Source organism: Rhodovulum euryhalinum, from assembly GCF_004342445.1.
GTDB lineage: Bacteria > Pseudomonadota > Alphaproteobacteria > Rhodobacterales > Rhodobacteraceae > Rhodovulum > Rhodovulum euryhalinum.
Window position 1 is genome coordinate 74,389 of the sequence record NZ_SLWW01000009.1, and the last position, 26,472, is coordinate 100,860.

19 protein-coding genes are annotated in these 26,472 nt (G+C 69.6%); 5 read left to right on the forward strand and 14 right to left on the reverse strand.

The features are described 5' to 3' along the window. Positions 1-25: 25 nt before the first annotated feature. Entirely contained in the window at positions 26-2,317 is a 2,292-nt protein-coding gene (locus EV655_RS12120; protein ID WP_132545200.1) for a type VI secretion system Vgr family protein, read from the forward strand. Here the strand turns inward: EV655_RS12120 and tagF are convergent. From tagF to EV655_RS12190, 14 genes are all read right to left on the reverse strand, one after another. Then, positions 2,304-2,801, reverse strand: coding sequence for a type VI secretion system-associated protein TagF (tagF, locus tag EV655_RS12125; RefSeq protein WP_132545202.1), 498 nt, complete (start codon positions 2,799-2,801; stop codon positions 2,304-2,306). The genes EV655_RS12120 and tagF overlap by 14 nt on opposite strands. Positions 2,802-2,821: 20 nt before the next feature. Next, on the reverse strand, positions 2,822-6,349 hold the full coding sequence (gene tssM, locus EV655_RS12130; RefSeq protein ID WP_132545204.1) for a type VI secretion system membrane subunit TssM: 3,528 nt from the start codon (positions 6,347-6,349) through the stop codon (positions 2,822-2,824). A gap of 3 nt (positions 6,350-6,352) precedes the next feature. After that, on the reverse strand, positions 6,353-7,711 hold the full coding sequence (gene icmH / locus EV655_RS12135) for a type IVB secretion system protein IcmH/DotU (protein WP_132545206.1): 1,359 nt from the start codon (positions 7,709-7,711) through the stop codon (positions 6,353-6,355). Positions 7,712-7,715: 4 nt separating this feature from the next. Further along, positions 7,716-9,050 carry a type VI secretion system baseplate subunit TssK gene (gene tssK, locus EV655_RS12140; RefSeq protein ID WP_132545208.1) on the reverse strand — a complete coding sequence of 445 codons (1,335 nt, stop codon included), beginning with the start codon at positions 9,048-9,050 and terminating at the stop codon, positions 7,716-7,718. Positions 9,051-9,065: 15 nt separating this feature from the next. Continuing rightward, positions 9,066-9,521 carry a type VI secretion system lipoprotein TssJ gene (gene tssJ, locus EV655_RS12145; protein ID WP_132545210.1) on the reverse strand — a complete coding sequence of 152 codons (456 nt, stop codon included), beginning with the start codon at positions 9,519-9,521 and terminating at the stop codon, positions 9,066-9,068. A 4-nt stretch (positions 9,522-9,525) separates the two neighbouring features. Further along, entirely contained in the window at positions 9,526-10,827 is a 1,302-nt protein-coding gene (gene tagH, locus EV655_RS12150; RefSeq protein ID WP_132545212.1) for a type VI secretion system-associated FHA domain protein TagH, read from the reverse strand. Then, positions 10,824-11,870, reverse strand: a complete 1,047-nt coding sequence (tssG, locus tag EV655_RS12155; protein ID WP_132545214.1) for a type VI secretion system baseplate subunit TssG — start codon at positions 11,868-11,870, stop codon at positions 10,824-10,826. Before tssG ends, tagH begins: the two co-directional genes overlap by 4 nt. Continuing rightward, positions 11,834-13,705, reverse strand: a complete 1,872-nt coding sequence (tssF, locus tag EV655_RS12160; RefSeq protein WP_132545216.1) for a type VI secretion system baseplate subunit TssF — start codon at positions 13,703-13,705, stop codon at positions 11,834-11,836. Before tssF ends, tssG begins: the two co-directional genes overlap by 37 nt. Then, positions 13,705-14,379, reverse strand: coding sequence for a type VI secretion system baseplate subunit TssE (gene tssE / locus EV655_RS12165; protein ID WP_243645069.1), 675 nt, complete (start codon positions 14,377-14,379; stop codon positions 13,705-13,707). The genes tssF and tssE overlap by 1 nt, the downstream gene beginning before the upstream one ends. A gap of 57 nt (positions 14,380-14,436) precedes the next feature. Continuing rightward, a complete protein-coding gene (locus tag EV655_RS12170; protein ID WP_132545220.1) occupies positions 14,437-14,919 on the reverse strand; it encodes an Hcp family type VI secretion system effector in 483 nt (160 codons plus the stop codon). Between the two features lie 25 nt (positions 14,920-14,944). Further along, positions 14,945-16,456, reverse strand: a complete 1,512-nt coding sequence (gene tssC / locus EV655_RS12175; protein ID WP_132545222.1) for a type VI secretion system contractile sheath large subunit — start codon at positions 16,454-16,456, stop codon at positions 14,945-14,947. Between the two features lie 3 nt (positions 16,457-16,459). Then, positions 16,460-16,996, reverse strand: a complete 537-nt coding sequence (gene tssB, locus EV655_RS12180; protein WP_132545224.1) for a type VI secretion system contractile sheath small subunit — start codon at positions 16,994-16,996, stop codon at positions 16,460-16,462. A gap of 30 nt (positions 16,997-17,026) precedes the next feature. After that, positions 17,027-18,199, reverse strand: coding sequence for a type VI secretion system protein TssA (locus EV655_RS12185; RefSeq protein WP_132545226.1), 1,173 nt, complete (start codon positions 18,197-18,199; stop codon positions 17,027-17,029). A gap of 74 nt (positions 18,200-18,273) precedes the next feature. After that, positions 18,274-20,367: a serine/threonine protein kinase gene (locus tag EV655_RS12190; protein WP_132545228.1), complete on the reverse strand. Its 2,094-nt coding sequence runs from the start codon at positions 20,365-20,367 to the stop codon at positions 18,274-18,276. Positions 20,368-20,511: 144 nt separating this feature from the next. On the opposite strand from EV655_RS12190, the gene tssH reads away from it, so the two are divergent. Genes tssH through EV655_RS12210 form a run of 4 tightly spaced genes read left to right on the forward strand, consistent with a single transcriptional unit; the run spans position 20,512 to position 26,470 of the window. Next, entirely contained in the window at positions 20,512-23,265 is a 2,754-nt protein-coding gene (gene tssH / locus EV655_RS12195) for a type VI secretion system ATPase TssH (RefSeq protein ID WP_132545230.1), read from the forward strand. A gap of 9 nt (positions 23,266-23,274) precedes the next feature. Beyond that, on the forward strand, positions 23,275-24,381 hold the full coding sequence (locus EV655_RS12200) for a DUF2169 family type VI secretion system accessory protein (protein ID WP_132545232.1): 1,107 nt from the start codon (positions 23,275-23,277) through the stop codon (positions 24,379-24,381). Then, positions 24,378-25,415 (forward strand): beta-ketoacyl synthase N-terminal-like domain-containing protein, encoded by a 1,038-nt coding sequence (locus tag EV655_RS12205; protein WP_132545234.1) that lies wholly within the window; start codon positions 24,378-24,380, stop codon positions 25,413-25,415. Before EV655_RS12200 ends, EV655_RS12205 begins: the two co-directional genes overlap by 4 nt. Next, positions 25,415-26,470, forward strand: coding sequence for a DUF4150 domain-containing protein (locus tag EV655_RS12210; protein WP_207901957.1), 1,056 nt, complete (start codon positions 25,415-25,417; stop codon positions 26,468-26,470). Before EV655_RS12205 ends, EV655_RS12210 begins: the two co-directional genes overlap by 1 nt. Positions 26,471-26,472 lie beyond the last annotated feature (2 nt).

A 26,472-nucleotide genomic window follows, 5' to 3' on the forward strand; every position in this document is an offset into this window, starting at 1 on the left:
GGGCCGCCAGAGGGGGACAGGCATCATGTTCGAGGATCGCCATTTCGCCGTTCGGACGCCGCTGGACGAGGACGTGCTGCGCTTTGCCTATCTCGAGGGGCAGGACGAGATCTCGGCCCCGTTCCTCTACCGCGTGGGCCTGGTCAGCCCTGACCTGGAGGTCGATCCCGCCGACCTTCTGGGCCAGCCGATCGGCGCGCGGGTCGGCGGGCTGGGCGAAGACCCGCGCTGGTTTCACGGTCTGGCCGCCGAGTTCCGGATGGACCGGCTGAAGGACGGTTTCGCGTTCTACGAGGTCGTGCTTCGGCCCTGGCTGTGGTTTCTGGGCAATCGTACCGACAACCGCATCTTCCAGAACATGAGCACCATCGACATCGTCGAGGAGGTGTTCGGGGCCTACCCGTCCGCAGCCTATGAAAAGCGCCTTCAGGGCAGCTATGCGCCGCGGGAATATTGCGTGCAATATGGCGAGAGCGATCTCGATTTCGTCCAGCGCCTGCTGGAGGACGAGGGCATCTTCTACTTCTTCGAGCACGACATCGAAGGGCACCGGTTGATCCTGACCGATGCCCCCGCCCGGCTGGTCGCGGCGGGTGATCTGGACGAGGTTGTGTTCGAGCCCGATGCCTTCGTGACCTTTCGCGATGGCGACTACATCACCCGCTGGCAACCCTGCACCACGGTGGTGACGGGGAAATATGTCCAGACCGACTACGATTTCGAAAAGCCCTCTGCCGATCTGGCCACCCGGGCCGACGACCCGCGCGGCCACGAGATGGACGATGGCGAGCGGTATCACTACCCGGGCGGCTATGTTCAGGTGTCCGCGGGGGATGCGCGCAGCCGCATCCGGCTGGAAGAGGTGCAGGCCCCCGCCCGCCGGGCCGAGGCGGTGACCACCGCGCCCGCGCTGCTGTCCGGGGCGAAATTCCGCCTGACGGGGTTCCCGCGCGAGGCCGAGAACGCGGAATACATGATCCTGCGGGCCAGCTACACGCTGCGCGAGGAACAGTATCGCAGCGGCCCGGGCGCCGACCGCCTGCCGCAGGGCTATGAGGCGAAGCTTGTGCTGGCGCCGACCGCGCTGCCCTTCCGCCCCGAGCGGCGCACAAGGTGGCCGGTGATGAAGGGGCCGCAGACCGCGACGGTCGTGGGGCCCGCGGGGGCCGAGATCTTCACCGACAAGTATTCTCGGGTGAAGGTGCAGTTCCATTGGGATCGGCTGGGCGGGCGCGACGAGAATTCATCCTGTTTCGTGCGGGTCAGTACCGCCTGGGCGGGCGCGGGCTGGGGCTTCATCCAGATCCCGCGCATCGGCCAGGAGGTGATCGTCGACTTCCTGGAGGGCGATCCGGATCGCCCGCTGATCACGGGCCGGGTCTACAATGCCGGGCAGATGCCGCCCTACGGCTTGCCTGGCAACGAGACCCAGTCGGGCTGGAAGTCGATGTCCTCGCCCGGCGGTGGCGGCTGGAACGAGTTGCGTTTCGAGGACAAGAAGGGGTCCGAAGAGGTCTGGTTTCAGGCCGAGAAGGATCACAACGAACTGGTCAAGAACAACGAGACGCGGACCATCGGTAACGACTGGGTCGAGGATGTGGGCCATGATGCGACGCAAAGCGTGGGCCATGACCGCACGGAATCGGTGGGCAACGACAAGTCCACGACCGTGGGCAACAACCGCGCCGTCAAGATCGGCGTCAACGACGACGAGATCGTGGGGTCGAACCGCAGCCTGACGGTGGGGGTGGACGAAAAGATCGCGGTCGGGTCGAACTCGTCCGAGACGATCGGGGTCAATCACAGCCAGTCGGTCGGGTCGAACCAGTCGGTCAGCGTCGGCGCCTCGCGCGACGACAGCGTGGGGGCCAGCGAAACCCGGACGGTCGGCTCGGACCAGAGCCAGACGGTCGGTGCCAGCCGGTCGGTCAGCGTGGGCGCCGACCAGTCGCACCAGGTGGGCGCGGCGGACAATTGGGCGGTGGGGGCCGCCCGCTCGACCCAGATCGCCAAGACCGACACGACCCGGGTGGGGACGGACCAGTCCATCGACGTGGGTGGCGCGCGGGCGCTGAAGGTGGGCAAGAGTTCCACCACCGACGTGGCTCAGAACATGGCGGTGAAGGTCGGCAAGAACCTTGTTCTGGAGGCGGGGGACTCGATCGTGCTCAAGGTCGGCAAGGCGGCGATCTCGATGAAGAAGGACGGCACGATCAGCATCGAGGGCAAGGACATCACCACCAAGGGTTCGGGCAAGATCACCGTCAAGGCGACCGGCGATGTGACGATCAAGGGCAGCAAGATCAACCAGAACTGACCGGGCCGAACAACCGGGCCAGCGCGGTCTCGGTGGGCTCGTCCGCCGGGCTGGGCCGGTCCCTGGCCCAAAGGCCGGGTTCGGCGGGGCCGGGCGCCGGGGCGGGCAGGGCGGCGAGTGCGGCGATCAGCGCGTCAGCGGCCAGCGTGCCGTTCGCGGCGCCGCATGCCGCGGGCAGGGCGGCGTCGCACCATGCATCGGCCGCCGCGCGCCCCAGCCCGGGCAGGTGACAGCAGGCCAGCGGAAAGGCCCTCCCCGTGCGGTCGGCCGAGGGCAGGATCAGTGCGCTCAGACTCGTCCCGTTCAGGATCAGCGTGGCCCGCAGGCCGCCGTCGGGCCATGTCTCGGGCGCCTGGGCACGCTGCGCGAGGTGGGCGGTCAGCCAGCGGTCGAGCGGCGCGCGCAGTCCGGACGGCAACCCGCGCGCGACGAAATCGCCCAGGGCGGGCACCTTGCCGAACAGCGCGGAGCCGGGGTCGGGCATGGCGCGTGCCCCGCCCGCGCCTAGAAGCCGTCCGGGCAGGAGAAGCCGCCGAACAACCCAAGGTCAAAGGGATTGTCGACGCTGCCCGCACGCAGGTCGAACCGCGCCGAAAAACCGCCGCGCGACAGCGACAGGCGGAACAGCTCGGGCAGCTCGGTCGGCTGCATGCTGTTCTTGCGCAGCAGCCGCAGGAAGGCCCAGGCGCCGATCTCCGAGGTGATGATCTCGGGCGAGCCATCCACCGGCGTGAAGGACAACGACACCAGGTTGGTGCCGTCCGGCCCCGGCCAGGTCATCGGCATCGGCCGAGCGGCCGCGTTGAAATAGGCCAGCACCTGCCCGTCCACGTTCAGCGTGACGCGCGAGGCGTTCGAGGACAGATCCTTCGGCTCCAGCGTGAAGGCGATCACCGGGCCCGCGCCGCCCGGGAACAGCCCGTCGCGGATCGCGCGGGCCTTTTCGAAGGGCACCAGCCGGTCATCGGTCAGCCCGAAATCGGCCCGCCAGCGCCAGGGCCGCACGGTGGTGTCGATATAGGCGGCAAGATGGGTGTTGGTAAAGCCGTCGATCAGCCCCCCCGGCCCGAACAGCCGGGCGAAATCGGCGATGTTGACGTCGATCCGGCTGGCGGTGTCGAACGGATAGCGCCCGGCGATGGCCGACCGGCAGAAGGGCAGCACATCCGCCCGCCAGCGCGCGTTGAGCTGGGCAAGGACCGCGTCGCGGGTGACACTGATCGCGTCGCCCGCGATCCCGGCGATCCAGTCGTCCACCGGGTCGGGCAGGATCGCGGCCTCGTTGGCGATGGCGCCGGTCAGTTGCGGCAGGCCGCCGCGGGCCAGCAGCGCGGCCTCGGGGTCGGGGCTGGCGGCGACGGTCTGCAACTCGTTCGAAAGCGCGGTCAGCGCGGCCACGGCCGGGTCCAGCGTCGGCGGCTGGCCCTCGATTTCCTCGATCGTGCCGCGGATCGGGGCAAAATGGTCGGCGACGGGGGTACCGGGGGGCGGCGCGGCGGGGCCGGTCACCTCGGACACGGCCTTGACGGCCTTGCCCGCGAGCCGCCCGACCTTGCCCAGCGTCTTTTGCGCGACGCGGGCCGCGCCCGCGGGCACGCCGCCGGCGCCATTCTCGGTGCGGTCCAGATGGGTCTCGGCCACCACCGCGCGCAACAGCCGCTTCAGCGCGCTGTCGGCGCTGGACAGATCCTTGAGGTTCGCCCGCGCCACCGCAAGATCGGTGATCGGCGAAAGCCGCACGTCGCGCAGGAACCCGTCCCAGGCGGCGATGTAGTCCTCGTAGTAGAGCTTGAGGATGTCGGCCTCCAGCGTGCCGACCGAGGCCTCGGCGCTTTCCGGGCAGCCGCCCGCGAAGACCGCGCGGTCCAGTGCGGCCTGCGCCGCGGCCTCGGGCACCAGTGGCAGTACCGTCTCGTGAAAGCCCTGGAAGGTGAAGGCGCCGGGCAGCCCCACCCGCAGCGTCCGTTCCGACAGCCGGGTAAAGACCCGCGCGCCGTTGGGGCCGGCGTATTCGGCGGGGATCCAGTCCGGCAGGGCGGCCACCTCGGGCGCATCCAGCAGCGCGCGATAGGCGCGGGTGGCCAGCGGTATGGTGCAGACGCTGTCAAGCGCGGCGTTCACCAGCGCCGGGTCGGGGTCGATCCGGTCCTCTTCGGAGGACATCCGGGCGATGGCGTCAAGCTGGTAGGACAGTGCCTCGGCGGTCGGGAAGGGATCGGCTGGCGCCTCTTCGGGCAGCGCCTCGCGCCACCAGAGCGCGGCGAAGTCGGCGTTGTAGGGCGCAAGCCCGGTCATCATCTGGTAGACCTTGAGCGCGCCCAGCATGTAGTCCGGGTCGCGCACCTTCTTCCACATCGTCGCTTCGAGCAGCGCGACCATCCGCGGTTCCAGGATGTTGCGCAGCGCGTGTTCATAGGCCATCCGCTGCGCCCGGTCGAGTTCGGCCGTCGCGGTCGGGCCAAGCGCGGTCAGCACGCCGCGGCCCACCCGCGTTTCGGCGTCCGCCACCTCGGCCACGGCGTCGAGCGCAAGGTCGAGGTCCAGAGGGTCGGTCGGGGCCTGCCGGGCGGCCACATTCGCCAGCCGGGATTGCAGCAGCGTCAGTTGGCGTTCCTGATCGGCGATCCCGCCCGAATAGCGCAGGTAGGAGAACAGGAACAGCGTTGCCGCCAGCACCGTGATGAACCCGGCCCCTGCCAGCGTGCCACGGAAGATCCAGGCGCGGCGTTCCTCGGCCCGGGGATCGAAGGTGCCAAGCCCCGCCTCGGGGAAGATCAGCCGGGCGAGCAGGTCGTGCAGGAAATACGACCGCGTCTCGCGATGGGCGCGGGGCTCGGGCCGGGCGGCGGGCAGGCCGAAGCGGGCGGCAAGCCCACCCACCAGCAGGTCCACGGGGCTGCCCTCTTGCGTCGCCGACGTGAAGTAGAAGCCGCGCAGCCACGCGCTGTCCTCGTAACGGCTTTCGCCGAAGACGGTGTCGATCAGCACCTTCATCGGTCCGGTCAGCGCCTCGACCTGCGCGGGAAAGCGGAATACCTCGCCGCGTGCGGCCAGCGGCCGGTCCTCGGCCATGCGCGGAACGACGCGTTCCTCCAGTTCCGCCGCCAGCGCGGTCATCTCGCGCGCGACCGTCACCCCGTCGACGCGCGCCTCGGTGCCCAGCGTCGCGCCCCAGACCTGTTCGCGCCCGCGGGTCGACAGATCGGCGAAGAACGCCTCGAAGCCCGGCACGAGGTCGGCCTTGGTGATCATCAGATAGACCGGCAGCCGCATCTGCAGCCGTTCGTAAAGCTCGGCCAGGCGCTTGCGGATCTCGCGGCCATGGACGCGCAGCCCGGCCTCGTCGCCGGTCAGTTCCAGGATCGAGATCGCGACGACGACGCCGTTCAGCGCGCGGCGCCCGCGGTGGCGTTTCAGCAGGTCGAGAAACCCGCGCCACTCGGCGGCATCGGTCTCGGGGTCGCTGGCCTGTTCGGTATAGCGGCCAGCCGTGTCGATCAGCACCGCGTCCTCGGTGAAGAACCAGTCGCAATTGCGCGTGCCGCCCATGCCGCGCAGATCGTCGCCAAGGTCGATGGGGAAATGCAGGCCCGACTGGCGCAGGGCGGTGGTCTTGCCGGTGCCCGGCGGGCCGATGATGACATACCACGGCATGTCGCGCAGGAACTTGCGACCGCCCAGCTTGGACCGCTTCATCTGGGTCAGCACGCCCTGGAATTTCTCGCTGACCTCGGCAAGGTTCTCCTCGCCCGGCGCAGGCGGAGGGGCCTCTTTCGGCTGGGCCAGTTCGGTGACGAAGACGCGGTTGGCGCGGGCCGCGCGCATCTGCCGGATCAGTTGCGAGACAAGCCAGGCAATGACGATCAGCCCGATCACGACGATCCGGGTCAATTGCCCGGCCAGCGGCGCGGCCTCGCCCACCCGGATCAGCGGGCCGAACAGCCAGATCAGCGCGCACAGCAGCGCCAGGCCCAGCAGGGTCCAGAACAGCCGCGAGATCAGGAAGCCGAGGATCGCCTTGAGCATGCCCATGCCTCAGACCTTCTTCTCGATGTAGATTTCCACCCGCCGGTTCCGGGCCCGGCCCTCGGTGGTGGTGTTGTCGCCGATGGGCTGGGTTGCGGCACGGCCTTCGGAGGCGACGATCCCGGCCGGCACCCCCAGCGCGATCAGCAGATCCGCGATGGTGCGTGCGCGGGCTTCGGACAGGCCCTGGTTCGAGGCGAAGGGATTCGCGCGCTGGACCGGCACGCTGTCGGTATGGCCCACGACGCGGACGCCGCCGATGACCTCGAGATTGTCGGCGATCACCTTTGCCACCGACGCGATGAGCGGTGCGTAGACATCGTTGATGTCGGCCTTGGCCGAGCGGAACAGCTCCGGGTTCGAGGATTGCACGGCCAGCACGGCCAGCGAGACGTCCTCGCGCCCCGTCAATGCCGCGACGGTGCCGGGCGGCGCGGCCTCGGCGAAAAGCGGCAAAAGCTCGATCACCACGGGTTCGGCGATCAGCGGCGGGGGCTCGGGTGGCGCCTCGGTCTCGCGCACGGGGCGGAAGATGCCCGCGCGCTCGGCCGGTGGCAGGACGCTTGCCAGCGTGAACAACTGCTCGCCCCGCGTGGACAGCCGCATGGAAAGCCCGGCATAGATCACCGTGATCGCCGCCAGCGTCACCAGCGCGATCGACCACAGCGGCACGCGGAAGCGCGGCGCCTCGTCGGTGGCGGCCACCCCCTGCCAGTGCGGCGACAGGGCCCGGTCCTCGGCGTCGGGCCGGCGCAGCGCGCGCGCCATCGCGCCCCGCATCTGCGCCAGCGCCCCTTCGCCCGCGGTGCCGGTGACGCGGTGCTTGCCGCGAAACCCGAGGCCAAGGCAAAGATAGGCCAGTTCCAGCATGTCGGGGTCGCGCTCGGAATAGCGCAGCAGATCCTCGGCCCGGTCGAAGAACTTGGTGCCTGCGTCGACATCGCCCGACAGCGAGACCACCAGCGGTTCGCGCGGCCAGTCGGAATGACCGCCCCAGGGGGTGTTCAGCGCGATGTCATCCAGCAGCGCCGCCACGAACCACGCCCCCTGGTCGGCGCGGGTCAGCGGCACGCCGTCGCCCACCGCCGCGTCGCGGGCATAGATCAGGTTGTCCAGAAGGCGGGCGCGCAGGGTTTCCGGGTTCTCGGGCGCCAGCGCACGTTCCAGTTCCGGCGCAAGGCCCAGCAGCGCGGCAAAGGCATTCACCAGCGGGTTGCCGGAGGCGCGGGCCTGCCGCACGCGGGGGGCGGGCTCGCCCGGGGTGCCGGGGCGGGCGGCCTGCGTTGCGCCGTTGCGTTGCTGGCGCGCGGGGCGGATGCGGGTGCGGCCCGCGTCGTCGCCCAGTCCGAAGGGATCGTCCCGTGTCATCGCCTCACCTGCTGACCGCGTAGCAGTCGATTTCCGGTTCGCTTGCCAGGTCGCCCGACACCCCGATCACGAAGCCCGCGGCATCGGTCAGTTGCGCCCAGTGCTCGGAATTCCGGTCCAGTTCCAGGCACAGCCGGTCGCCGTCATAGGGGATTTCGCGCGGCTGGGAATGAAGCGGCTTCAGCGGAATGCCCGGCAGCCGCGATTTCCAGAGGGTGTCGAACTCGTCGGCCGCGCCCACCGTCGCCTGGTTGACGAAGATCTGCCTGAGCTTCTCGTCGGACATCTGCGAGCCGACGCGCACCACGATCCGGGAATTGGTCACAAGATCCGGGCTGCCCAGCCGCACCGTCCAGACATTCTTGGAATGTTTGCGCACCTCGAGCGGGCGCGAGCGGGTTTCGACATGCCGAAGCGACAGCATCAGCGACCGCAATGTATCCGCCAGCGCCTCGAACGCGGGCTGGGGGTCCATGTGGTCATAGGGCGGCAGGGCACTCAGCGAGCGCGAGTTCGAGCCGAAGGTCGCCATCCGCCCCGCCAGACCGGCGAGTTCCAGGTAGACTTCGGATGGGTGGAACAGATCCTGCGCCAGCATGTGCGCGATCCGGGGGCGCGCGGTGTTGGCCAGTTCCAGGATCAGCAGGTTCTCGACCGAGGCGCCGCTGCCGGCCATCAGCACCTTGCCATGGGCCTCGGAAATGCGTTCCAGCCCTGTCGCGACCTCCTGGGCAAAGCGCGCATACCAGGGCGCGGCGGCGGTCACCAGCGACGGCGGCAGGTGGCCGTCCACCACCGCCACCGCGCCATCGGCCTTCAGCCCGTCGATCCGGCAGACGGGCAGGGTGGTGAACCCCGCCTCTTCCTGCCCGGGCAGCAGAAGGCGGGGTTGCAGATGGGCGACCTCGATCTCCTCGGGCTCGGCCCCTTTGAGGACGGTGTCGCGGATCTGCACGAGCGCGCCGCGATAGCGCGCGCCCGCGGGGTCGGCATGGTGGGGCTCGATTGTGGCCGTGCCGCTGGTTTCCAGCGGCACGGCGATGCGCACCAGCCCGGCCGGCGTGTCGGCGGCCACCGGAACCGGTTCGGGCGCGGGCATCGTGCCGGGCAGGGAAAACGGCGTGCCGTCGGGCAGGATCCCGTCGGCCGCCTCGATCGCGACGCGGCCCGCGTCCAGCGCCGCCTGGTCGAGCACCAACCGCCGGAACCCCCAGTTCTGGTGCGGCGCGGCGCCCATCGCGCCGCGCACCAGCGCCTCGACCCAGCGGTCCTGCTGCTGGAAATGCTGGGTCCGAAGGAACAGCCCCTCCGACCAGACGACCCTGTTTCTCTCGCCCATGCCCCGTTCCGTTCCTCAGGCCGATGTCAGGCTGATGCCGCCCGGCCCCACCTTGACGATGATCCCGGCATTGCCCTTGGCGGGCGCCCCGGTCTTGGCGCGGAACACCTTGCCGCCCGGGTCGCGATAGCCCGCCACGACGCCGATCACCGCCGTCCCGGTTTCCAGCCCGATCACCTTGGACGCCGATGCGCCCGGGGTCAGCACGATCTGGTCGGCCTTGACCAGATCGCCGCCCAGCGCGCCTTGCGGGTTCTGCAACGCGTAGAAATCCGCGCCGTCAAAGGCCGCCGACCCCCGCAGTTGCAGGATCGTCAGCGTCAGCGGCCGGTCGGCCCCGTCCGGCCCCGGGTTCATCCCCGCCGCGCCCTGGGCGCTGACCGTCAGCGCCCCCGGTCCCGGGTTGCAGCCCGCCAGCAGCAGCACCGCGCCGGTGCCCGCCAGCATGACACGTCTGTCGATCTGGGTCATGGTCTCATCTCCCCTTTCCTTGCTCGTAGGCTTCGCGGAAATCCGCGCCGACCTCGCCGAGAAAGCGGTCCTCGGCGGCCTTCGCGATCTCGGCATAATGGTCCTGGTAAAGCTGCCAGAGCTTGGCCCCGCGCCCGCCCGCAAGCAAGGTCTGCAAGAGCCCCTCGTCCTCCAGTTCCTTCTCGATCCGGGCCGGGTCAAAGCGGTCGATCATCTGGCGCAGCGCGGCCTGCACCGCGATCCAGGTGCGCATCTGGTGATCGGCAAGGTCGCGGTAGGATGCGGCGATGGCGGCGTCGGGCCGCAGGTAGCCCTGGCCGCGCCCGGTCACCAGCGCCTCGACGCCCTCGCGCGGAGTGGCGAGGAATTTCAACGGGTTGACGTCGGCCGCGCCGATCACCGTCTGGGCCACACGCACGTTCTGCTTTTCCTGGGACCGCGCGCGCAGAAGCTGCATCAGCCCCTCGGTCAGCGCGCGAAACCGGGCGCCCAGCGCCTCCATCTCGGCCTCCGGATCCGTGCAGCCGGGGGGCGGCGCGATCCCGAGTCCGCGGAAGAAGGCCGCGCGCAGCGCGTCGTCGGAAACCGGGGGCGGCGCGGCGGGCGCTGCCGAATGGTCGGGTTGCGTGTCCCGCGCGCCGATGCCCCAGTCCAAGCCTTCGGTGGCGTGCGGTTCCGTGCGGTGGGCGGGTTCTGGCCGGGCGGGTTCGGGCCGTGTGTCGAAATAGCCGCCGGCCGGGGCGGGGGGCTCTGCCGTGGGCGCGCTCCGGCGCGGTGCGGCAGGGTCCAGCGTGAACGGGTCGTCGAACCGGAAGCCCGGCCCCTTTTCCTCGGGCGCGGGCTCGGTGAAATCGCCCGATCGCATCGCGCCGCGGAACCGGGGGGGCAGGTCGGCGGGCCGTTCGGGCGGGGGCTCGTAGGGCGGTGCCTCGCCGAAGTCGAATTCGAACGCGCCCTTTGCGCGGGGCGGGCCGGGCTCGGGCCGGGACTGCGCGCCCAGGTCCACCCGCACCACGTAATCCCCCAGCCTCAGTCGCATCCCGTCCTCCAGCGTGACGCTGTTGCCCGCCCCCAGGGGACGGTCGGCGCCATCGACGAACAGCCCGCCCGACGAGGTGTCGGTCGCGGTGAAGCGGCCGCCCTCGCCATGGATCATGCAGTGCTGGCGCGAAACGAAACGGTCGGGATCGTCGATCTGCCAGTCGGCGGTGGCATCGCGGCCGATGCTGAGTTCGCCCGCCTCCAGGCGGCGGCGCGTCTCGGCCTGCGGGGTGGGGGCGTGTTCGAGGACGAGGGTCAGGGTCATGCGGCCTCCCTCCTGCGCGGGGCGGTGATCCGGGGCAGGCGCAGATCGTCCGCGTCACCCCGCGCCCGGGGGCCCAGCCACGCGGTCCGGCCCAGCCGGGCGGCGCCCAGTTGCGCCGCTGGCACCTCGTCGGCGGCCAGCACCAGCCGCAGATCCGCGTCGATCCCGTGGCCCAGCGCGAAGAGCGTCGCGCGCCGCAGCGCGTCCTGCGCCGCACCGTCGGCCATGATCGCCTCATAGCGGGCGCGGTCCACGGGGCCGACCACGATCTCGACGCGGGCATGGCGCGAAAAGCTGCGCGCGCCGACCACGGCTCCGGTGCCAAGCCCCGCATGGGCAAGGCCAAGCCGGGTCTGAAGCCGCGCGGGAATGTCCGTCCAGACCCCCACGAATTCGCGCAGCCCGACCGGCGCCCCGATCACGTCCGACAGGAACCGCGTCAGCCGCTCGACCCCGCGCACCTGGCCCGCGAGCGATGTGCCGTGCCGCAGCGCCATCCGGTCGCCGGTCGGCCCGTCCGCCGTCACGCCCGGCAGGCCGAGCCCCGCGAGACAGCGCATCAGCGCCCCGGTCCGCCCGCCGGTGCCATGGGCGATCTGCACCTCGGGGCGGGTCTCGGCCCAGGCGCGCCAGTAAAGCGCGATCATCCGGTGTTGCAGGACGTTGCAGAAATCGAGGAACGCGGTGTCCGAGCTTGCCCCCGCATGGTCGCCCGCGAACCAGCGGTTCGACAGCCGCGCCATCACCCAGCGCGTCAGGTGCAAGGGCATCGGCCCTTCGGGGCCCAGCAGGCCCAGCACGTTCACGTCGACCCGGGGCGGCCCGTCCCCGGTCATCCGCTCGACATCGCGCGTGGCGAAACCCAGGCGCAGGTTCTGGCCCAGCCGCACCGGCTCGTGCTCGGGTCCGCCCGCCTGGCCGAACCGTTGCGCGTCGGTTTCCAGAAGACGCAACAGCTGAAAGAACCCGGTCTCGGCCGGGTCCAGTCCCGCGGGCAGCCCCCCGGTCAGATCGGGGCGCGGTGGCCGGGCGTCATCGGCCATGTCACCTCCTCCTGGCGTTGGCTCAGCCGCGTGCGGGTGCGCACGAAGGAATTGACCGCAGCATAGCGGCCGAACAGTCGGTTCAGAAGCGCGCCGAGCAGCAGCGAGGACGCGCCCGACAGCAGGGTTTCGTCCACCTCCAGCACGATCTCGGTGCCATGGCCGAAGCAGGTGGGCCCGGGCAGTTCCAGCCGTTCCATCACCGGGGCGGACGTCACCCGCCGGATCGAGCGGGCATGGCGGGCCAGCGCGGGATCGCCCCGGTCGGCATAGAGGTCGAGCATGGCGCGCAGCGGTTCCGCATCGGCGCCCTGTTCGGCCAGCGACAGGTGGTCAAGTGACAGTTGCGCGATCCAGCGCCAGGTCAGCGCGTCCAGATCGCGGGTGCCGCCGGTGCCCTGGGGCAGGCTGGCCGCCAGCGAGGGGCGCGGGCGGCGGATCGCCCCCAGCAGCGTGACCCCTGCCACCGGATCGCCGGTTTCCAGCGTCAGCGTGGGGCTGTCATCAAGGATCGGCAGGTCGCGATTGGTGACAAGCGCGCGGATGTCGAGGCGGCGCGCCAGTGTTGCAGGATCCGTCCCCGGCGGGTGCGAAAGCGAAAGGAACAGGTCGTCGCCGGGATAGCTGGTGCGGGTCTGCCCGCGGCGGATCTCGTCCTCGCCGGGGCGGCGGCGGCGGCGTTCGGTGGCATAGACCTGGCCCGTGGCGCCGCGGTTCTGCTCGACCGCGTAAAGCGGCATGATCCGCGCGCCCGGCCCCTCGCGGTCGGCATCCTCGACGCGCAGGATGCGGTAGATCTCGAAATCCCGCGGCCGGGTGCGGTCGGCATGGACGACATGGGCCGCGCGCCGCGGGTCGATCTCGACGATGTTGCATTCCTTCTCGAACAGGTTGACCAGCGGGGCGGCGAACAGCCGGAAATCCTCGGGGCCGATCCCCGAAAGCTCGGGCCGCGCGGCATCCAGCAGGATCACGATCTCGACCGCGCCGCCGGTTTCGCGTAGCGCCGGGCTCAGCCCGTCGAGCCGGGCGAAATGGAACCGCTCGGGCATCAGGAAATACTCGCGGACCAGCCGGTACCCCTCGAAGGCGGGGCGGACGCGCGGCAAGATCGCCTCGGCATCGGGAATACCGACCATCCCCGGCGCGACGATCTCTCGGAAGGCGCCGCCTGCGGGGCGGGCCAGCACCCTGCGGCCCCAGCCGAAGATCGCGTCGAACAGCACCCCGCCATTGCCACGCCCGCCAAGGAAGAGGTCGAGCCGGTCGAGGGCAAGCGCGGCCAGCGGGGTCGGCCCCGAAGGCTCCAGCACCAGCCGCACTCCTGCCTCGGCGCCCCGGGCCGCCGTGCCCGACAGCCCCGCCGCCCTCAGCGCGCCCACGTCCTGCAGATAGCCCGCCGCCGCGATCCGCACGGGCCACAGCATCACGTCCTGCGCGGTGGCATAGGTCGCCCGCGTCGACAGCCCCTCGCGCAGCCCGGCCACCAGCCGCGTGCCGCGCCTGACCAGGTGGCCGCCCGCCATGCCGTCGACCTGGGGGCCGGGGCGCAGCACCGCCATGCCCATCGCGGGCGCTGGCGCGGCGAGGTCGGGATACAGCGCGTCCAGCAGGTTACGCACATGGCGGCTGGCCTCGGCATCGACCTTCAGCCGGGTCCGCGCGGCGAGGAAGGCCACGCCTTCGAGCAGCCGTTCGACATAAGGATCGGGGCAGGGGACGGAATCGAGCGCGAGGTTGCGCGCGACGGTGGGATGGAGCGCCGCAAACTCGGCCGCCAGCCCGCGGATATGGGTCAGTTCCTCTTCGTAATAGGTGAGAAACGCCCGGTCCATCACAGCACCTCGACCGTCGTGAGGGCCTGCCCGTTGTCGAGGTCGATCGTCGTGGACAGCCGCAGCCGTTCCGGCACGGGCGCGACCATCAGCACCCCGTCGATATCGACACGCAGCCCTGTCTTCTGCCCGGTGCGCACCTGCACCCTGACGCTGTCGCGCCTGAGCCTCGGTTCGAACACCTGCAACAGCGTCCGCAACTCGCGCGCCAGCGCCTCGTTGTCGAAATCGCTGCCGGTATGCCCGGCAAAGGCGGGAACGCCGAAATTGACGACCGAGGCGCGGATCTCGGGGAAATCCGCCAGCAGGTCGCCGGGGCTGTCCTGGTGTGCCTGCTCGCGCTCGGTCAGCAGGAAGCGGGCCTCCAGCCGCTCGATGTTGAACAGCGCCTCGATATCGCGGCGCACCGCCTCGCGCAGGACATCCGCGGTCACCACGATGCCCCGTTCCTCCAGCCGCCGGCGCCGGGCAAGGCCGTCGGCCAGTTGCATCAGTTGCTTGCGGCTGGGCGCGTCCAGCCCGGGTTCACGCTCGATCGCGCGCGCCCCGCCAGAGGCCAGCGCCTGCACCCGGTCCGCCCCAAGTGCCTGGGCCAGACCGGCGGCCAGCGCGTCGGTCTCGGCGACAAGCCCCGGCAGGTCGTCGCGCAGCCGGTCCCAGAGGGAGGGCTGCACGAGCTCGCTTCTGGCGCTGGGGCCCGGGTCAGCCATCATCGGTGCCCTTCAGCCGCGTCACCGGCCCGCGGCGATGTCGTATTCGATCTCGTGCTCGTCGCCCGCCGAATGATCCTCGGCCTGGATGATGTACTTGACCTTGATCTTCTCGGCGGCGAGCCCGATCACCTCGCTGATCGCCTTGGTGGCCTCGTATTCGCCGACGATCTCGTATTTCGAGATGGTGGTGTTGGACAGGGTGATCTGCAGGTAATCGAGATGCGCGTCGCCCGAATCCTTGCGGAACATGATGACGATCTCGTCGAAGGACTTGCCCTGCATGCAGGCCAGCGCAAGGTAGGGCGACGAGGCATCGTACCATTTGCTGACATAGATCGGGTTGATCTGTGCCCGCCCGCGGGTTCGTCCCGACCCGACCTGAGCGTGGGATTCCTGCTCCATCAGCCAGTTGACATCGTAAAGGTCGATCTCGTCCTCATGCTCGGCGCTTTTCGACTCGCCGGCGATGTCCGGCACTTTCATGTAGGCATTCAGTGTCATCGTCTCTCTCCCCGGGTTTCAGAACTCAGCTCTTGACAGAGGGCAGCTCGGAGACGAGGCGCAAACTCGCGTTGATGCCCTCGAGCTGATAGTGGGGGCGCAGGTAGAACCGGGCGGTGTAATAGCCCGGACGCCCCTCGACGCTGTCCACCTGGACCTCGGCCATGGCCAGAGGCCGCTTGGCCTTGGCGGCGTCGTCCGCCATGGCCGGGTTGGCAAGAACGTAGCGGTTGATCCATTCGGACAGCCACACCTGCATGTCCGAGCGTTCCTTGAACGTGCCCACCTTGTCGCGCGCGATCGCCTTGAGGTAATGGGCAAAGCGGCAGACCGGCAGCAGGTAGGGCAGGTTGGCCGACAGCCGCTCGTTCGCCTGGGCGGCGGGATCCACCAGCCGTCCCGCCCGGGCCTCGTCGTCCTGCAGGGTGTGCGCGCCGATGAAGGCCGCCACGTCGGTATTCTTGCGGTGCAGGATCGGCATCAGGCCCAGCTTGGCCAGTTCCGCCTCGCGCCGGTCGTCGATGGCGATCTCGGTGGGGCATTTCATCGCCACCGAGCCGTCGTCGGTGGGGAAGGTGTGGACCGGCAGGTTGATGACCGTGCCACCTGATTCCACGCCGCGGATCTGCGACCCCCAGCCATACATCTTGTGGCTGCGGTTGATGTTTACCCCCATCGCGAAGGCGGCGTTCATCCAGACGTAGTTCTCGTGGTCGCCGTTGATCTGCTCTTCGAAGGCAAAGCCCTTTACCGGCACGGTCTCGGCGCCATAGGGCAGGCGGGCCAGAACTCGCGGCATGGTCAGGCCGATATAGCGGGCGTCCTCGGACTCCCGCAGGCTCTGCCAGCTTGCGTAATCGGGTGAAGAGACGATCTGCGACAGATCCTGCGGGTTCGGCAGTTCCTGCCAGCTTTCCATCCGGAACAGTTGCGGCGCCGCCGCCGCGATGAAGGGCGCGTGCGCCGAGGCGGCAATGCCCGAGAGGTTGCGCAACAGCGCCACGTCCTTCGGCTTGTGCGAGAACTCGTAGGCGCCGATGATCGCCCCGAAGGGTTCGCCGCCGAACATCGAGTATTCCTCGGTATAGAGTTTCTTGAAGACCGGGGACTGGTCCCACATCTGGCCTTCGTAATCCTCCAGCACGTCGGCCAGTTCGTCCTTCTTGATGTTCAGGACGCGGATCTTGAGCTTCTGGTCGGTCTCGGTGTTGTTCACCAGGTAATGCAGGCCCCGCCACGTGCCCTCGATCTGGCGCAGCTCGGGGCAGTGCATCACCTCGTTCATCTGTGCGGTCAGCAGGCTGTCGATGCCCGCGATCAGCGACTTGATCGACTTGACCGCATTGCCCGAGATCGTGGCGGTGCCCGCCTTCTCGGTCGCGGCAAGGGCAAGGTTCGAGACCAGCGCCTTGAGCTTGTCGGCCTCGGTTTCCTTGATCCGGAAATCCTTTTCCAGCAGCGCCGAGAACTCTCCCAGATCCAGGGCCTCGGCTTCGGCGGCCGTGCCGCCCGCCTTCTGTTCCTGTGCGTCGGCCATCGCTCAGCTCTCCTCGTCCTTGGCGGCCTTCATGGCCTGTTCGGCGGCCTGCGCGAGCAGGGGCTCGTTCTGGAGAAGCTGCGCGATGCGCTTCTCGGCATCGATCTTGCCGTCCATGTAGCCAAGCAGTTCCTCGAGCTGCTTGCGCATCTTGAGCAGTTCGGCCAGCGGCGGGACCTGTTCGGCCACCTTGTCGGGGGCGAAATCGCCCATGCTGGTAAAGGTCAGATCGACGAACATCTCCTCGTCGGCCTCGGCGCCCTCCTTGCCGGGCAGCCGGTTCGGCACGCGGGCCTTCACCCGGGGGGCCAGCGCCTCCATGAACTTGTTGAACCGGCCCGCATCGGTTTCGACAAAGGCGCGGTCGTTCACCGATTTCCTGGCCTCGGACGTCTCCGACGCCCCGGCAAGGTCAGCCATCACGCCCATGACGAAGGGCAGTTCGATGGTTGTCGGGCTGCCGTAATGCTCGACATCGTAGGCGATCTGCACCCTTGGGGCGCGGTTGCGCTCGATGACCTTCTGCTTGCTGTCTGCCATGTCGTGACCCCTGTTCTGCCGTGTCCTCGATTACTTCTTGCCGTTCTCCGGCACCCCGGCCATTGCGCGGAAATCCTTGACCCCGCCCGGTGCGACCTCTTCCATCAATTCCATGAAATCCATCGGCACCATGCGCCTCAGGCGCCGGGCGAGATGGGGAATGGGGCTCGACGGTTCGGTGCGTTCGTAAAAGGCGATGATGAGGTCGAGCGCCCGCTCGACATCCTCGCGGGAATTGACCTGCGCGCCGTTGATGCTGCCGCGGGTGGACGGCGGTGCGGTGGTCGCGGCAGCCTGACCGTCCGGGGGGATGGCGTTCTGCGGGGCGGGGTCGGGCTGGCCGGTCTCGGCGGCGGCATGGGCGGCCGCGGCGGACAGCGTGGCGCCCACGCGGTCGAGGAAGCGGGCAAGCTCGACGAAGCGCAGCGCCTCGCCGGGGCCGAGCCCCAGACGTTCGTTGACCGCCGCGGCCAGCGCGTCCAGCGCCGCCCGCGCGGCCGTGCGGCTGTGGGACAGCGCGGCGAAGGTATCCGGGTTCTCGGCCGCCATCGCCCGCGTCGCCGCCTCGACCCGGCCCCGCCGTGCCGCATGCGCCTCGAGCACCTGCGCCTGTTCCTTCTGGCCCAGGCCCGACGGCCCCTCGCGCAGCACGTCATTGTCAGACAGCGTTCCCGCTGCCAGGTCGGCCCCCGTGATCGTGCCCATGCCCCGCGCGTCGATCACCGCGTTCATCTGGAGATCGCCCAACAGCCCGTTGCCGTCGTTTTCCAGTTGCATCAGCGCGTTGATCCGCCGCAGCCCCGCCTCGCGCGGGGTGGGCGTGTCACGCAACTCGGGGTGGATCGTATCCCAGAAGGCGGCCAGGTTGCCGGCGATCAGTTCCAGACCCCGGGTAAAGCCGGCATAGCCCAGGTAGCCCTTGTCGCGGTCGATCCCGCCCTCGTTCGCAAGCGCTCGCGCGACGATCACAAGCAGCCGCAGATCACGCCCCGATCTGGCCAGATCGGCTGCCTCGGACAACACATCGGCCCAGTCGACCGCCGCGACGGGATTGGGCACAGCGCCCGGCGTCTCGGTGCGAGACTCGCGCGCGGCGGGTTCGATCAGCCGCTCGATCGCCTGGAACCGCGGGTCGTTTCTCAGTTCGGTTCCCGACGGATTGTCCCCGTCAAGCGGGGCGAGAAACACGTCCAGATTGACCAACGCCCCTGTCCTTCATGTCGAATGACAGGGGAATCATTTCAGATGGTTTCGATTCTTGCAACGATCGTGAGCAGTTATTGACGCGCGTCAATGATCCGCGAGGCCACGCCCAGCACCTGGTCCTCGCGCCCTTCCAGCGTTTCGGCCAGCGCCTCGGCGACCGAGGTCACGCTTTCGTCGCGGGGGCGGCGCATGTCGAAAAGGGGCGTCTTCGACAGGATCGCGATGATCTCGGACTTGCCGAAATCGCCGTCCGTGATGCGGAAGGCAAGCCTGCCGGGGTCGGCTCGGAACTCCTCGACCGAGTGCAGCACCCGCACCCGCCTGAGGCCTCCCTCGACGCGGCCGACCTCGGTCAGGGCATGCTCGGTATGGTTGATCTGGGGCAGGACGTGAAAGACCTTGCCGGTGTTGTCGACCACCATCACCCAGAGCCAGCCCTGGGTCAGGCTGGCGGGGGCCAGCACCTCGGCCACCGGGTTTTCGCCCACCCGGTAGATGCCGGTCAGGTTCGCCTCGCCGGTCTCGCCCTGGCCCAGCCAGATCGACAGCGTGCCGCCGCCGGGATGGGGCAGCACCGCGCGGATCGCGCAGAGGTCGCGGTTCAGCGTCCGCGTCTCGACCTGCACCTGGCGGTCGCCGATCAGCGGCACCAGCGCGGCCTCGATCGCGGGCTTGTCGGCTTGGGCGGCGATGTCGCCGGTGACGACGATGGTGGCGCCCATCGGGTAGGTCGCATCCGAGGGCGTCTGCTGCGTGAGCGGCCCGCAGGTGGCCCGCCGGTCCAGCACCGCCTGCACCTGTGCCGCGTCCAGCCGTTCCGGGCCTGCGGCGATGGCGGCGGAAAGCGTGATGCCGCTGGTCGCGGACCATGCGTCGATCCGCGCCCGGACCGCATCGCGCGCGGCGCTGTCCGGGGCAAGCCCCGTGACCTCGCCCGACGATCCGGCCAGCGACATCTCCCACCGGTCGAGCGGCGCGAGTTCGGCCATCAGCGCGGCGGCCTGCGCCGCCCAGTCCGCGCGCGGCAACCCCGTGGCCAGCGTCAGCGCGGCCTCGGCGGGGGCTGTGCCCGCGGCCTCGGCATAGGCGGCAGCCAGCGCCGTGGCGGCGGCTTCGTCGGGCGCGTTCCCGACCAGCCGCCCCGGCGCGTCCGGGCCATGCGATGCGGCCAGCCGGTAGGGTGCGGCGACCGGCAACGGTTCCGGGAACAGCCCGTCGAACAGCCCCAGCATCCAGGCCGCGACCCCCGCCACCACGGCCAGCGCGGGCAGGGCAAGCCAGGCGCCCCGCCGCCCGCGCCGGCCGCTTGGCGCGGTCTCGGTCACGCCGGTCCGGGGTTTCAGCGCCGCCTCGATCCGGGCAACCACCGCGGCCGCGTCGGCGGGCCGGTCGGCCAGTTCCGGCGCGGTCAGCGCGTCGATCAGCCCCTTGAGCGGTTCGGGCACGCCCTCGGTATCCAGCCGCTGCTGCTTGCGCCGCACGATCTCGCCCGGCGTGTTGCCAAGGAACGGCACCTCGCCGCGCCAGGCGGCCAGCAGCGAGGCGCCCAGCGCGTAGAGGTCCGACCGCGGCTCGGCATGGCCCTCGACCTGCTCGGGGGCGGCGTATTCGTATTTGCCCGCGAACTGGTTGCCGACGATCGTGCGCGCGCCCGCCGCGGTGTCCTTGGCGATGCCGAAATCGATGATCGTGGCCTTCTCGGGGGCGCCGCCGCGCAGGATGATGTTGTCGGGCGACAGGTCCCGGTGCACCACGCCGCGCGCATGGGTGGCCACCAGCCCGCTGGCCACCCGGTGCGCGATCACCATCAGGTCGTGGGCATCCATCCGCCGGGCCAGCATCTCGTCATTCATCGACGGCCCGTCGATATAGTCCATCACCAGGAAGACATGCCCCTGGTCCGAGCGCGAACATTCGGTATAGCGCACCACCGCGTCATGCTGGATGTTGCGCATCTCTTCCTCGCGCTTCATCAGCTCGACGTAGTCGGCATTGCCCGAGAACTGCGCCGACAGCGCCTTGATCGCCACCTCGCGGCCCGAGATCTGGTTGCGGGCCAGGTAGACCTCGCCCGTGCCGCCGCGGCCCAGCACGCCCTCGATGTCGTAGGTGTTGTTCAGCACCTGTCCCCGGTGGAAGATGTCCGAGGGCAACGGGTCCTTCATCGGCGGGCTCCGGTCTGCACGCGCGGGGCGAAAAATCTTGTCGCCACGGCGGGTTTCGGGCGTAGACTAGCACGGGCGACGGGCGGCCGGAACCGATATGGACCGCCCGCGCGCCGACCGGCAGGATGTCAGGGGGAGGCAGCCATGGCCCAGAGAGGCAGCCAGGAAACCATCAAGCGCAAGGAGTTGGTGGGCAAGCTCAACCCCGTCTGCCTCAAGGCCTTTTCGGCCGCGGCGCAGGCGGCCAAGGCGCGGGGCAACCCGTATGTCGAGCTTGTCCATTTCGTGCACGAACTGGCCCATTCCCCCCGGTCGGATTTCGAGATCCTGCTGAAATCGGCAGGCGTGGATTTCGCCCGGCTGGACGCCGACATCACCCGCGCGATCGACACGCTGCCGCACGGGGCAAGCGCGGTCGAGGAATTTTCCGATCACATCTTTCGCGCGATCCAGGAGGCGTGGAGCCTGGGCCAGCTGGAATATGGCGACGAGACGGTGCGCTCGGCCTACCTGCTGCTGGCGGGGCTTGCCACACCGGTCGTCGAGGCGTTGCTTTTCAAGATCAGCCTCGAATTCGACAAGATCGACCCGCGCGACATGGGCGGGCAACTGGATGCGCTGCTGCCCGACTCGGTCGAGGGGATGGGCGCGGGGCCGGAACCGGCGGTGGCCAGGAAACCCGCGCCCGGCGGGCAATCGGCGCTGGCGCAGTTTTCGACCAACCTGACCGAACGGGCCAAGGCGGGCCGGATCGACCCGGTGGTCGGCCGCGACATGGAGATCCGCCAGATCATCGACATCCTGATGCGGCGGCGCCAGAACAACCCGATCCTGACCGGCGAGGCGGGCGTGGGCAAGACCGCGGTGGTCGAGGGCTTCGCCCAGCGGCTGGCCAAGGGCGATGTGCCGCCCAGCCTGAAGGGCGTGCAACTGCACCTGCTGGACGTGGGGCTGATGAAGGCCGGGGCCTCGGTGAAGGGCGAGTTCGAGAAGCGCCTGCGCGCCGTGATCGAGGAGGTCCACAGTTCCGACGTGCCGGTGATCCTGTTCATCGACGAGGCGCATACGCTGATCGGGGCGGGCGGCGCGGCGGGCACGGGCGATGCGGCGAACCTGCTGAAGCCGCCGCTGGCGCGCGGCGAGTTGCGCACGGTCGCGGCCACCACATGGTCGGAATACAAGCAGTACATCGAGCCCGACCCCGCCTTTACCCGCCGGTTCCAGGTGGTCAACGTGGCCGAACCCTCGGAAGAGGCGGCGGTGCGGATGTGCCGGGGTATCGCGGGCGTGCTGGAGCGCCACCACAAGGTCGAGATCCTGGACGAGGCGCTGGAGGCCAGCGTGCAGCTGTCGCATCGCTACATCCCGGCCCGGCAGTTGCCCGACAAGGCGATCAGCCTGCTGGATACCGCCTGCGCGCGGGTCGCCGTCTCGCAGCACGCCACGCCCGCCGCGGTCGAGGATATCGACCGCCGCCTTGCGGCACTCAGGATCGAACAGGGCATCGCCGAGCGCGAGGCCGCGATCGGCATCGACACCGAGAAACGGATGAAAGGCATCCTGGCCGCGCTGGACCAGGCCGAGGCGGATTTCGCCGCCGCGAACGCGAGGTGGGAGGCGGAAAAGGCACTGGTCGACGAGGTGCTGGACCTGCGCGCCGAGTTGCGGGGCGGGGGGGCTGCGCTGGACGAGACCGGCGCGGTGGGGCACATGGCCCCAGAGCCAGCGGACCCTGAAGCCAAGGCAGACCCCGCCGCGGCGCCGGACGAGGCCGACGCCCCCCCGCCGCCCGCGATTACCGAGGCGGAGCGGGCGGAAAAGCTGGCGGCGCTGAAGGCGAAGATGGCGGAACTGGCCGAGGCGCAGGGCGAGACCCCGCTGATCCTGCCGTCCGTCGACCGCAACGCGGTGGCCAGCGTGGTGCAGGACTGGACCGGTATTCCCACCGGACGGATGGTGGCCAGCCAGACCGAACGCGCGATCCACCTGCCCGAGATCCTCGGTCAGCGGGTGGTGGGACAGGATCACGCGATGGCGATGATCTCGAACCGCATCCAGACTGCGTTCGCGGGGCTGGCGGCGCCGGAGAAACCCATCGGGGTGTTCCTGCTCTGCGGCCCGTCGGGCGTGGGCAAGACCGAGACCGCGCTGGCGCTGGCGGATGCGCTTTACGGGGGCGAACAGAACCTGCTGTCCTTCAACATGAGCGAGTTCCAGGAGGCGCACACGGTCTCGACGCTGAAGGGCGCGCCGCCGGGCTATGTCGGCTACGGCAAGGGCGGCGTGCTGACCGAGGCGGTGCGGCGCCGGCCCTATTCGGTGGTGCTGTTCGACGAGGTGGAAAAGGCCCATGCCGATATCCACGAGGTGTTCTTCCAGGTCTTCGACAAGGGCATGATGGACGACAGCGAGGGGCGGCGGATCGACTTCAAGAACACGCTGATCCTGCTGACGTCGAACGTCGGCACCGACGAGATCATGGCGATGACCGAGGACGGCAAGGTGCATGCCGATCTGGACGAACTGACCGCCGCGCTGCGCGCGCCGCTCTTGCGCGTCTTTCCGCCCGCGCTGCTGGGCCGGGTGGTCACGATCCCCTATTACCCGCTCAGCGACGCGGCGCTGGAACTGATCGCGGGGTTCAAGCTGAAATCCATCGCCAAGCGGCTGCGCAAGGGCCATGAGGCGGAACTGGTGATCGGCGAGGGGACGATGGACCTGATCAAGGCGCGCTGCATCGAGATCGAGTCGGGCGGGCGGATGATCGACGCGATCCTGACCAACACGCTCTTGCCCGAGCTCAGCCGCCAGATCCTGAACCGCACGCTGGACGGGTCCACGCTGACGCGCGTGACGGTGACGGGGGGGGAGGGCGGCTTCGCCTACGCCTTCGACTGAGGCCCGGCCATGGAGATCTTCAACCAGACCCGGTTCGTTCCTGCCTTTACCCAGGGCATGGACAAGACGGGGCGGGACTATCTGGTTCTGGTGGTCAAGGGCACGTTCGCCTTCCCCGACGCGGGCGACACGCCCGCCGTGGCAGCCGAGCAGCGCGCGCTGGTGATGGCCGACGAATATACCGGCGCGCCGGGGTTTTCCGCGCCGCTGTGGGAAACCGATTTCGCCTTTCGCAAGCCGCGCTGCGACGTGATCGTGAACGGTGCGGCCCACGCTCCGGGCGGCCGGCCGGTGCAGGGGCTGCGCGTCGGGATCCGGGTGGGGGCGTGGTCCAAGACGCTGGACGTGATCGGGGCGCGGGAATGGCGCGTGGTCGGGCCGGTGGTCACCGCGACCGAGCCGCATCCCTTTACGAAGATGCAGTTTACCTATGACACGGCCTTCGGCGGCCCCGACCGCACCGCCCCCGACGATCCCGCGCCCGCGGTTTATGGGCCGAACCCGGTGGGGCTGGGCTGGGGACAGGTGAAAAACCAGTCGCGGCTGTCCGGCCAGCCCCTGCCCAATACCCAGGTCCCCGACGAGCCCGTGACATCGCCCTATGGCAACTACCGCCCGATGGCGCTTGGGCCCATCGGGCGGGGCTGGCCCGAGCGGCTGAAACACGCGGGCACCTATGACCAGCGTTGGCAGGATGAGGTGTTTCCCTTCCTGCCCGCCGATTTCGACGAGCGGTATTTCCAGTGCGCGCCCGAGGACCAGCAGATCGACCCGCCCGCGCCGGGGGGGCCGGTGATCCTGGGCCACCTGACGCCAAAGGGCCGCGAGGCGTTCCGCCTGCCGCCCGAGACCGCGCTGCCGGTCACCCTGTTTCGCGCCCGCGAGATCGCGGCGGAACGCACGCTGCTGCCCGACACGCTGCTCTTCGATTGCGAGGCGCGGGTGCTGATGATGGTCTGGCGCATCTCGGTCCCGATCCGGCGGATCATCACCGAGTTCACCCATGCCTGGGTCGGCCCGCCCACCGACGCGATGCGCCGCGCCCGGGCCGAGGGGCGGCGTTATGTCCGGGCGGTGGCCACCGCCGCGGCGGAACCGGCGGAGGACGAGGCATGAACACGCCGCTTGGCATCCTCGCCGCGGGCATGGTGACGGCGGTGGGGCTGGATGCACCGTCGGCCTGCGCGGCGCTGCGCGGCAGGCTTGACGGGTTCTGCGAGACGCGGTTCCTGGGGCCGGACGGCGAGTGGCAGATCGGGGCGCCGGTGCCCCTGCCGCGCAACTGGATCGGCGAGAAGCGGCTGGCCCATCTGGCCGCGGGCGCCATCGCGGAACTGTTCGAGGCGGTGCCCGGGGCGGCGGGGCGGGCGGCCCTGATCCTGTGCCTGCCCGAGGAGGACCGCCCCGGCCGGCCGGTGCGCGATGCCGCCGCGCTGGCCGCCCGGATCGCCGCGATCGTCGAGATCCCGCCCCGCACGCGCACCCAGATCGTCGCCCATGGCCGCCCCTCGGGACTTGTCGCGCTGCGCCAGGCGCGCCGGATGCTGGCCGAGGGCGCGGCCGAGTACGTGGTGGTGGCGGGCGTCGACAGCTACCTGACCGCCCCCGCGATCGCCCGTTACCTGGCCGACAACCGGCTGCTGACCCCCGACAATGCCAATGGCTTCCTGCCGGGCGAGGCGGCGGCGGCGATCCTGTGCGCCGCGGACGGAGAGGCGGCCCTGTCGCTTGCCGGGCTTGGCCTCGCGCGCGAGGCGGCGTTCCTCTACAACCGGCAGGGCGAGGACGGTCTGGACGTGCCGCTTCGGGGCGACGGGATGACCGCGGCCTATGCCCAGGCGCTGGGCGAGGCGGGGGTGACCCTGGCGGGGGTCGAGTATCGCATCGCCGACCTGATCGGCGAGCAATACTGGTTCAGGCAGACGGCGCTGGCCGCGCTGCGCCTCGAACGCGGCCGCACCGAATTCCAGGATCTGTGGAGCCCGGCCGAAAGCCTGGGCAATATCGGTGCCGCGGTGGTGCCTCTGATGGTGGGCATGGCGCTGACGGCCGCGCGCAAGGGCTATTCCGGCGGCAGCCCCGTGCTGATCGAGGCCTCGGCCGATGACGGGGCCTGCGGTGCGGCGGTGTTCCACGAAGGGGCGGCCTGATGGGCGATGTCTTTGCCAACGGGCTGGAAATCTCGGGCAAGGCGGTGCAGGCGCAGACCATCGCGGCCTTCCCCGATGTCTGCATGACGCCGCCCGAGAACCCCGCCACCCCGCCGGGGGTTCCGGTGCCCTATCCCAATTTCGCGATGGCGGGCGACACCGAAAAGGGCACCTCGACCGTCAAGATCAAGGGCAAGATCGTCAACCTCAAGAACAAGTCGGACATGTCGCGGACATCCGGCGACGAGGCGGGCTGCGCCGCGAAGAAGGGCGTCGTCAGTTCCAAGAACATGGGCAAGTCCTACTTCAACGCCTGGTCCGCCAACGTGAAATTCGAGGGCGAGCCGGTGGTGCGCATGTCGGACCTGACCACCAACAACCACGCCTCGCCGGTGGGCAACGCGCCGCCCTGGCCGCATATCGCCAAGCTGAACGTGGGGCTGGGCGACTGCGAAAAGGTCTTTGCCGAACTTGATGGCCACCGGCACGCGGACAGTCCCTGCGATTTTTCCACCACGGGGCGGAATTCGGAACATACCGCGCGGGCCTCGGCCTTCATGCGGAGCCGTTCCGCCGGCACGGGGTGCAGCCAGTGGCCGGCCTACGATCCCGCGGATGCGCCCTGCATCTGCATGAACACCAAGCGCGTGAACAAGAAGGCGTCGGAACGCTCGCGCAAGGGCATGCCGCACGACCGCAAGACGAAGAAGATCGACAACCTGCTTGACCAGGCGCGCGCGGGCTGCAAGGGGCCAAGCGGCAGCGTGTCCTGCAAGAAGGCGTGCACGGTCCCGACGACCGGCGATCTGGTCAAGACGTCCTCGGATGCGACCGTGAACGAACATTCCCGGACGAAACGGAAATCCAAGGAGGAGAAGAAGAGCGCCTCGGAATGTCTCGAACTCATCAACCTGGCCTATCTTGCAGGTGTCGAGGACAGCGACAGCGAGGAGGAGGCCAAGAAGAAGGTCGAGGCCGTCAAGCAGAAACCGATCTGCACCAAGGCTGTCTGCAAGGCCCCCAAGGCCCGGCAGTGCCATACCTGCGGCGTGTGATG

Bases quoted from the DNA above. Each gene is read 5' to 3' on its own strand.
- EV655_RS12120 (WP_132545200.1), top strand. From the start codon at position 26: ATGTTCGAGGATCGCCATTTCGCCGTTCGGACGCCGCTGGACGAGGAC.
- tagF (WP_132545202.1), bottom strand. From the start codon at position 2,801: ATGCCCGACCCCGGCTCCGCGCTGTTCGGCAAGGTGCCCGCCCTGGGC.
- tssM (WP_132545204.1), bottom strand. From the start codon at position 6,349: ATGGGCATGCTCAAGGCGATCCTCGGCTTCCTGATCTCGCGGCTGTTC.
- icmH (WP_132545206.1), bottom strand. From the start codon at position 7,711: ATGACACGGGACGATCCCTTCGGACTGGGCGACGACGCGGGCCGCACC.
- tssK (WP_132545208.1), bottom strand. From the start codon at position 9,050: ATGGGCGAGAGAAACAGGGTCGTCTGGTCGGAGGGGCTGTTCCTTCGG.
- tssJ (WP_132545210.1), bottom strand. From the start codon at position 9,521: ATGACCCAGATCGACAGACGTGTCATGCTGGCGGGCACCGGCGCGGTG.
- tagH (WP_132545212.1), bottom strand. From the start codon at position 10,827: ATGACCCTGACCCTCGTCCTCGAACACGCCCCCACCCCGCAGGCCGAG.
- tssG (WP_132545214.1), bottom strand. From the start codon at position 11,870: ATGGCCGATGACGCCCGGCCACCGCGCCCCGATCTGACCGGGGGGCTG.
- tssF (WP_132545216.1), bottom strand. From the start codon at position 13,705: ATGGACCGGGCGTTTCTCACCTATTACGAAGAGGAACTGACCCATATC.
- EV655_RS12170 (WP_132545220.1), bottom strand. From the start codon at position 14,919: ATGACACTGAATGCCTACATGAAAGTGCCGGACATCGCCGGCGAGTCG.
- tssC (WP_132545222.1), bottom strand. From the start codon at position 16,456: ATGGCCGACGCACAGGAACAGAAGGCGGGCGGCACGGCCGCCGAAGCC.
- tssB (WP_132545224.1), bottom strand. From the start codon at position 16,996: ATGGCAGACAGCAAGCAGAAGGTCATCGAGCGCAACCGCGCCCCAAGG.
- EV655_RS12190 (WP_132545228.1), bottom strand. From the start codon at position 20,367: ATGAAGGACCCGTTGCCCTCGGACATCTTCCACCGGGGACAGGTGCTG.
- tssH (WP_132545230.1), top strand. From the start codon at position 20,512: ATGGCCCAGAGAGGCAGCCAGGAAACCATCAAGCGCAAGGAGTTGGTG.
- EV655_RS12200 (WP_132545232.1), top strand. From the start codon at position 23,275: ATGGAGATCTTCAACCAGACCCGGTTCGTTCCTGCCTTTACCCAGGGC.
- EV655_RS12205 (WP_132545234.1), top strand. From the start codon at position 24,378: ATGAACACGCCGCTTGGCATCCTCGCCGCGGGCATGGTGACGGCGGTG.
- EV655_RS12210 (WP_207901957.1), top strand. From the start codon at position 25,415: ATGGGCGATGTCTTTGCCAACGGGCTGGAAATCTCGGGCAAGGCGGTG.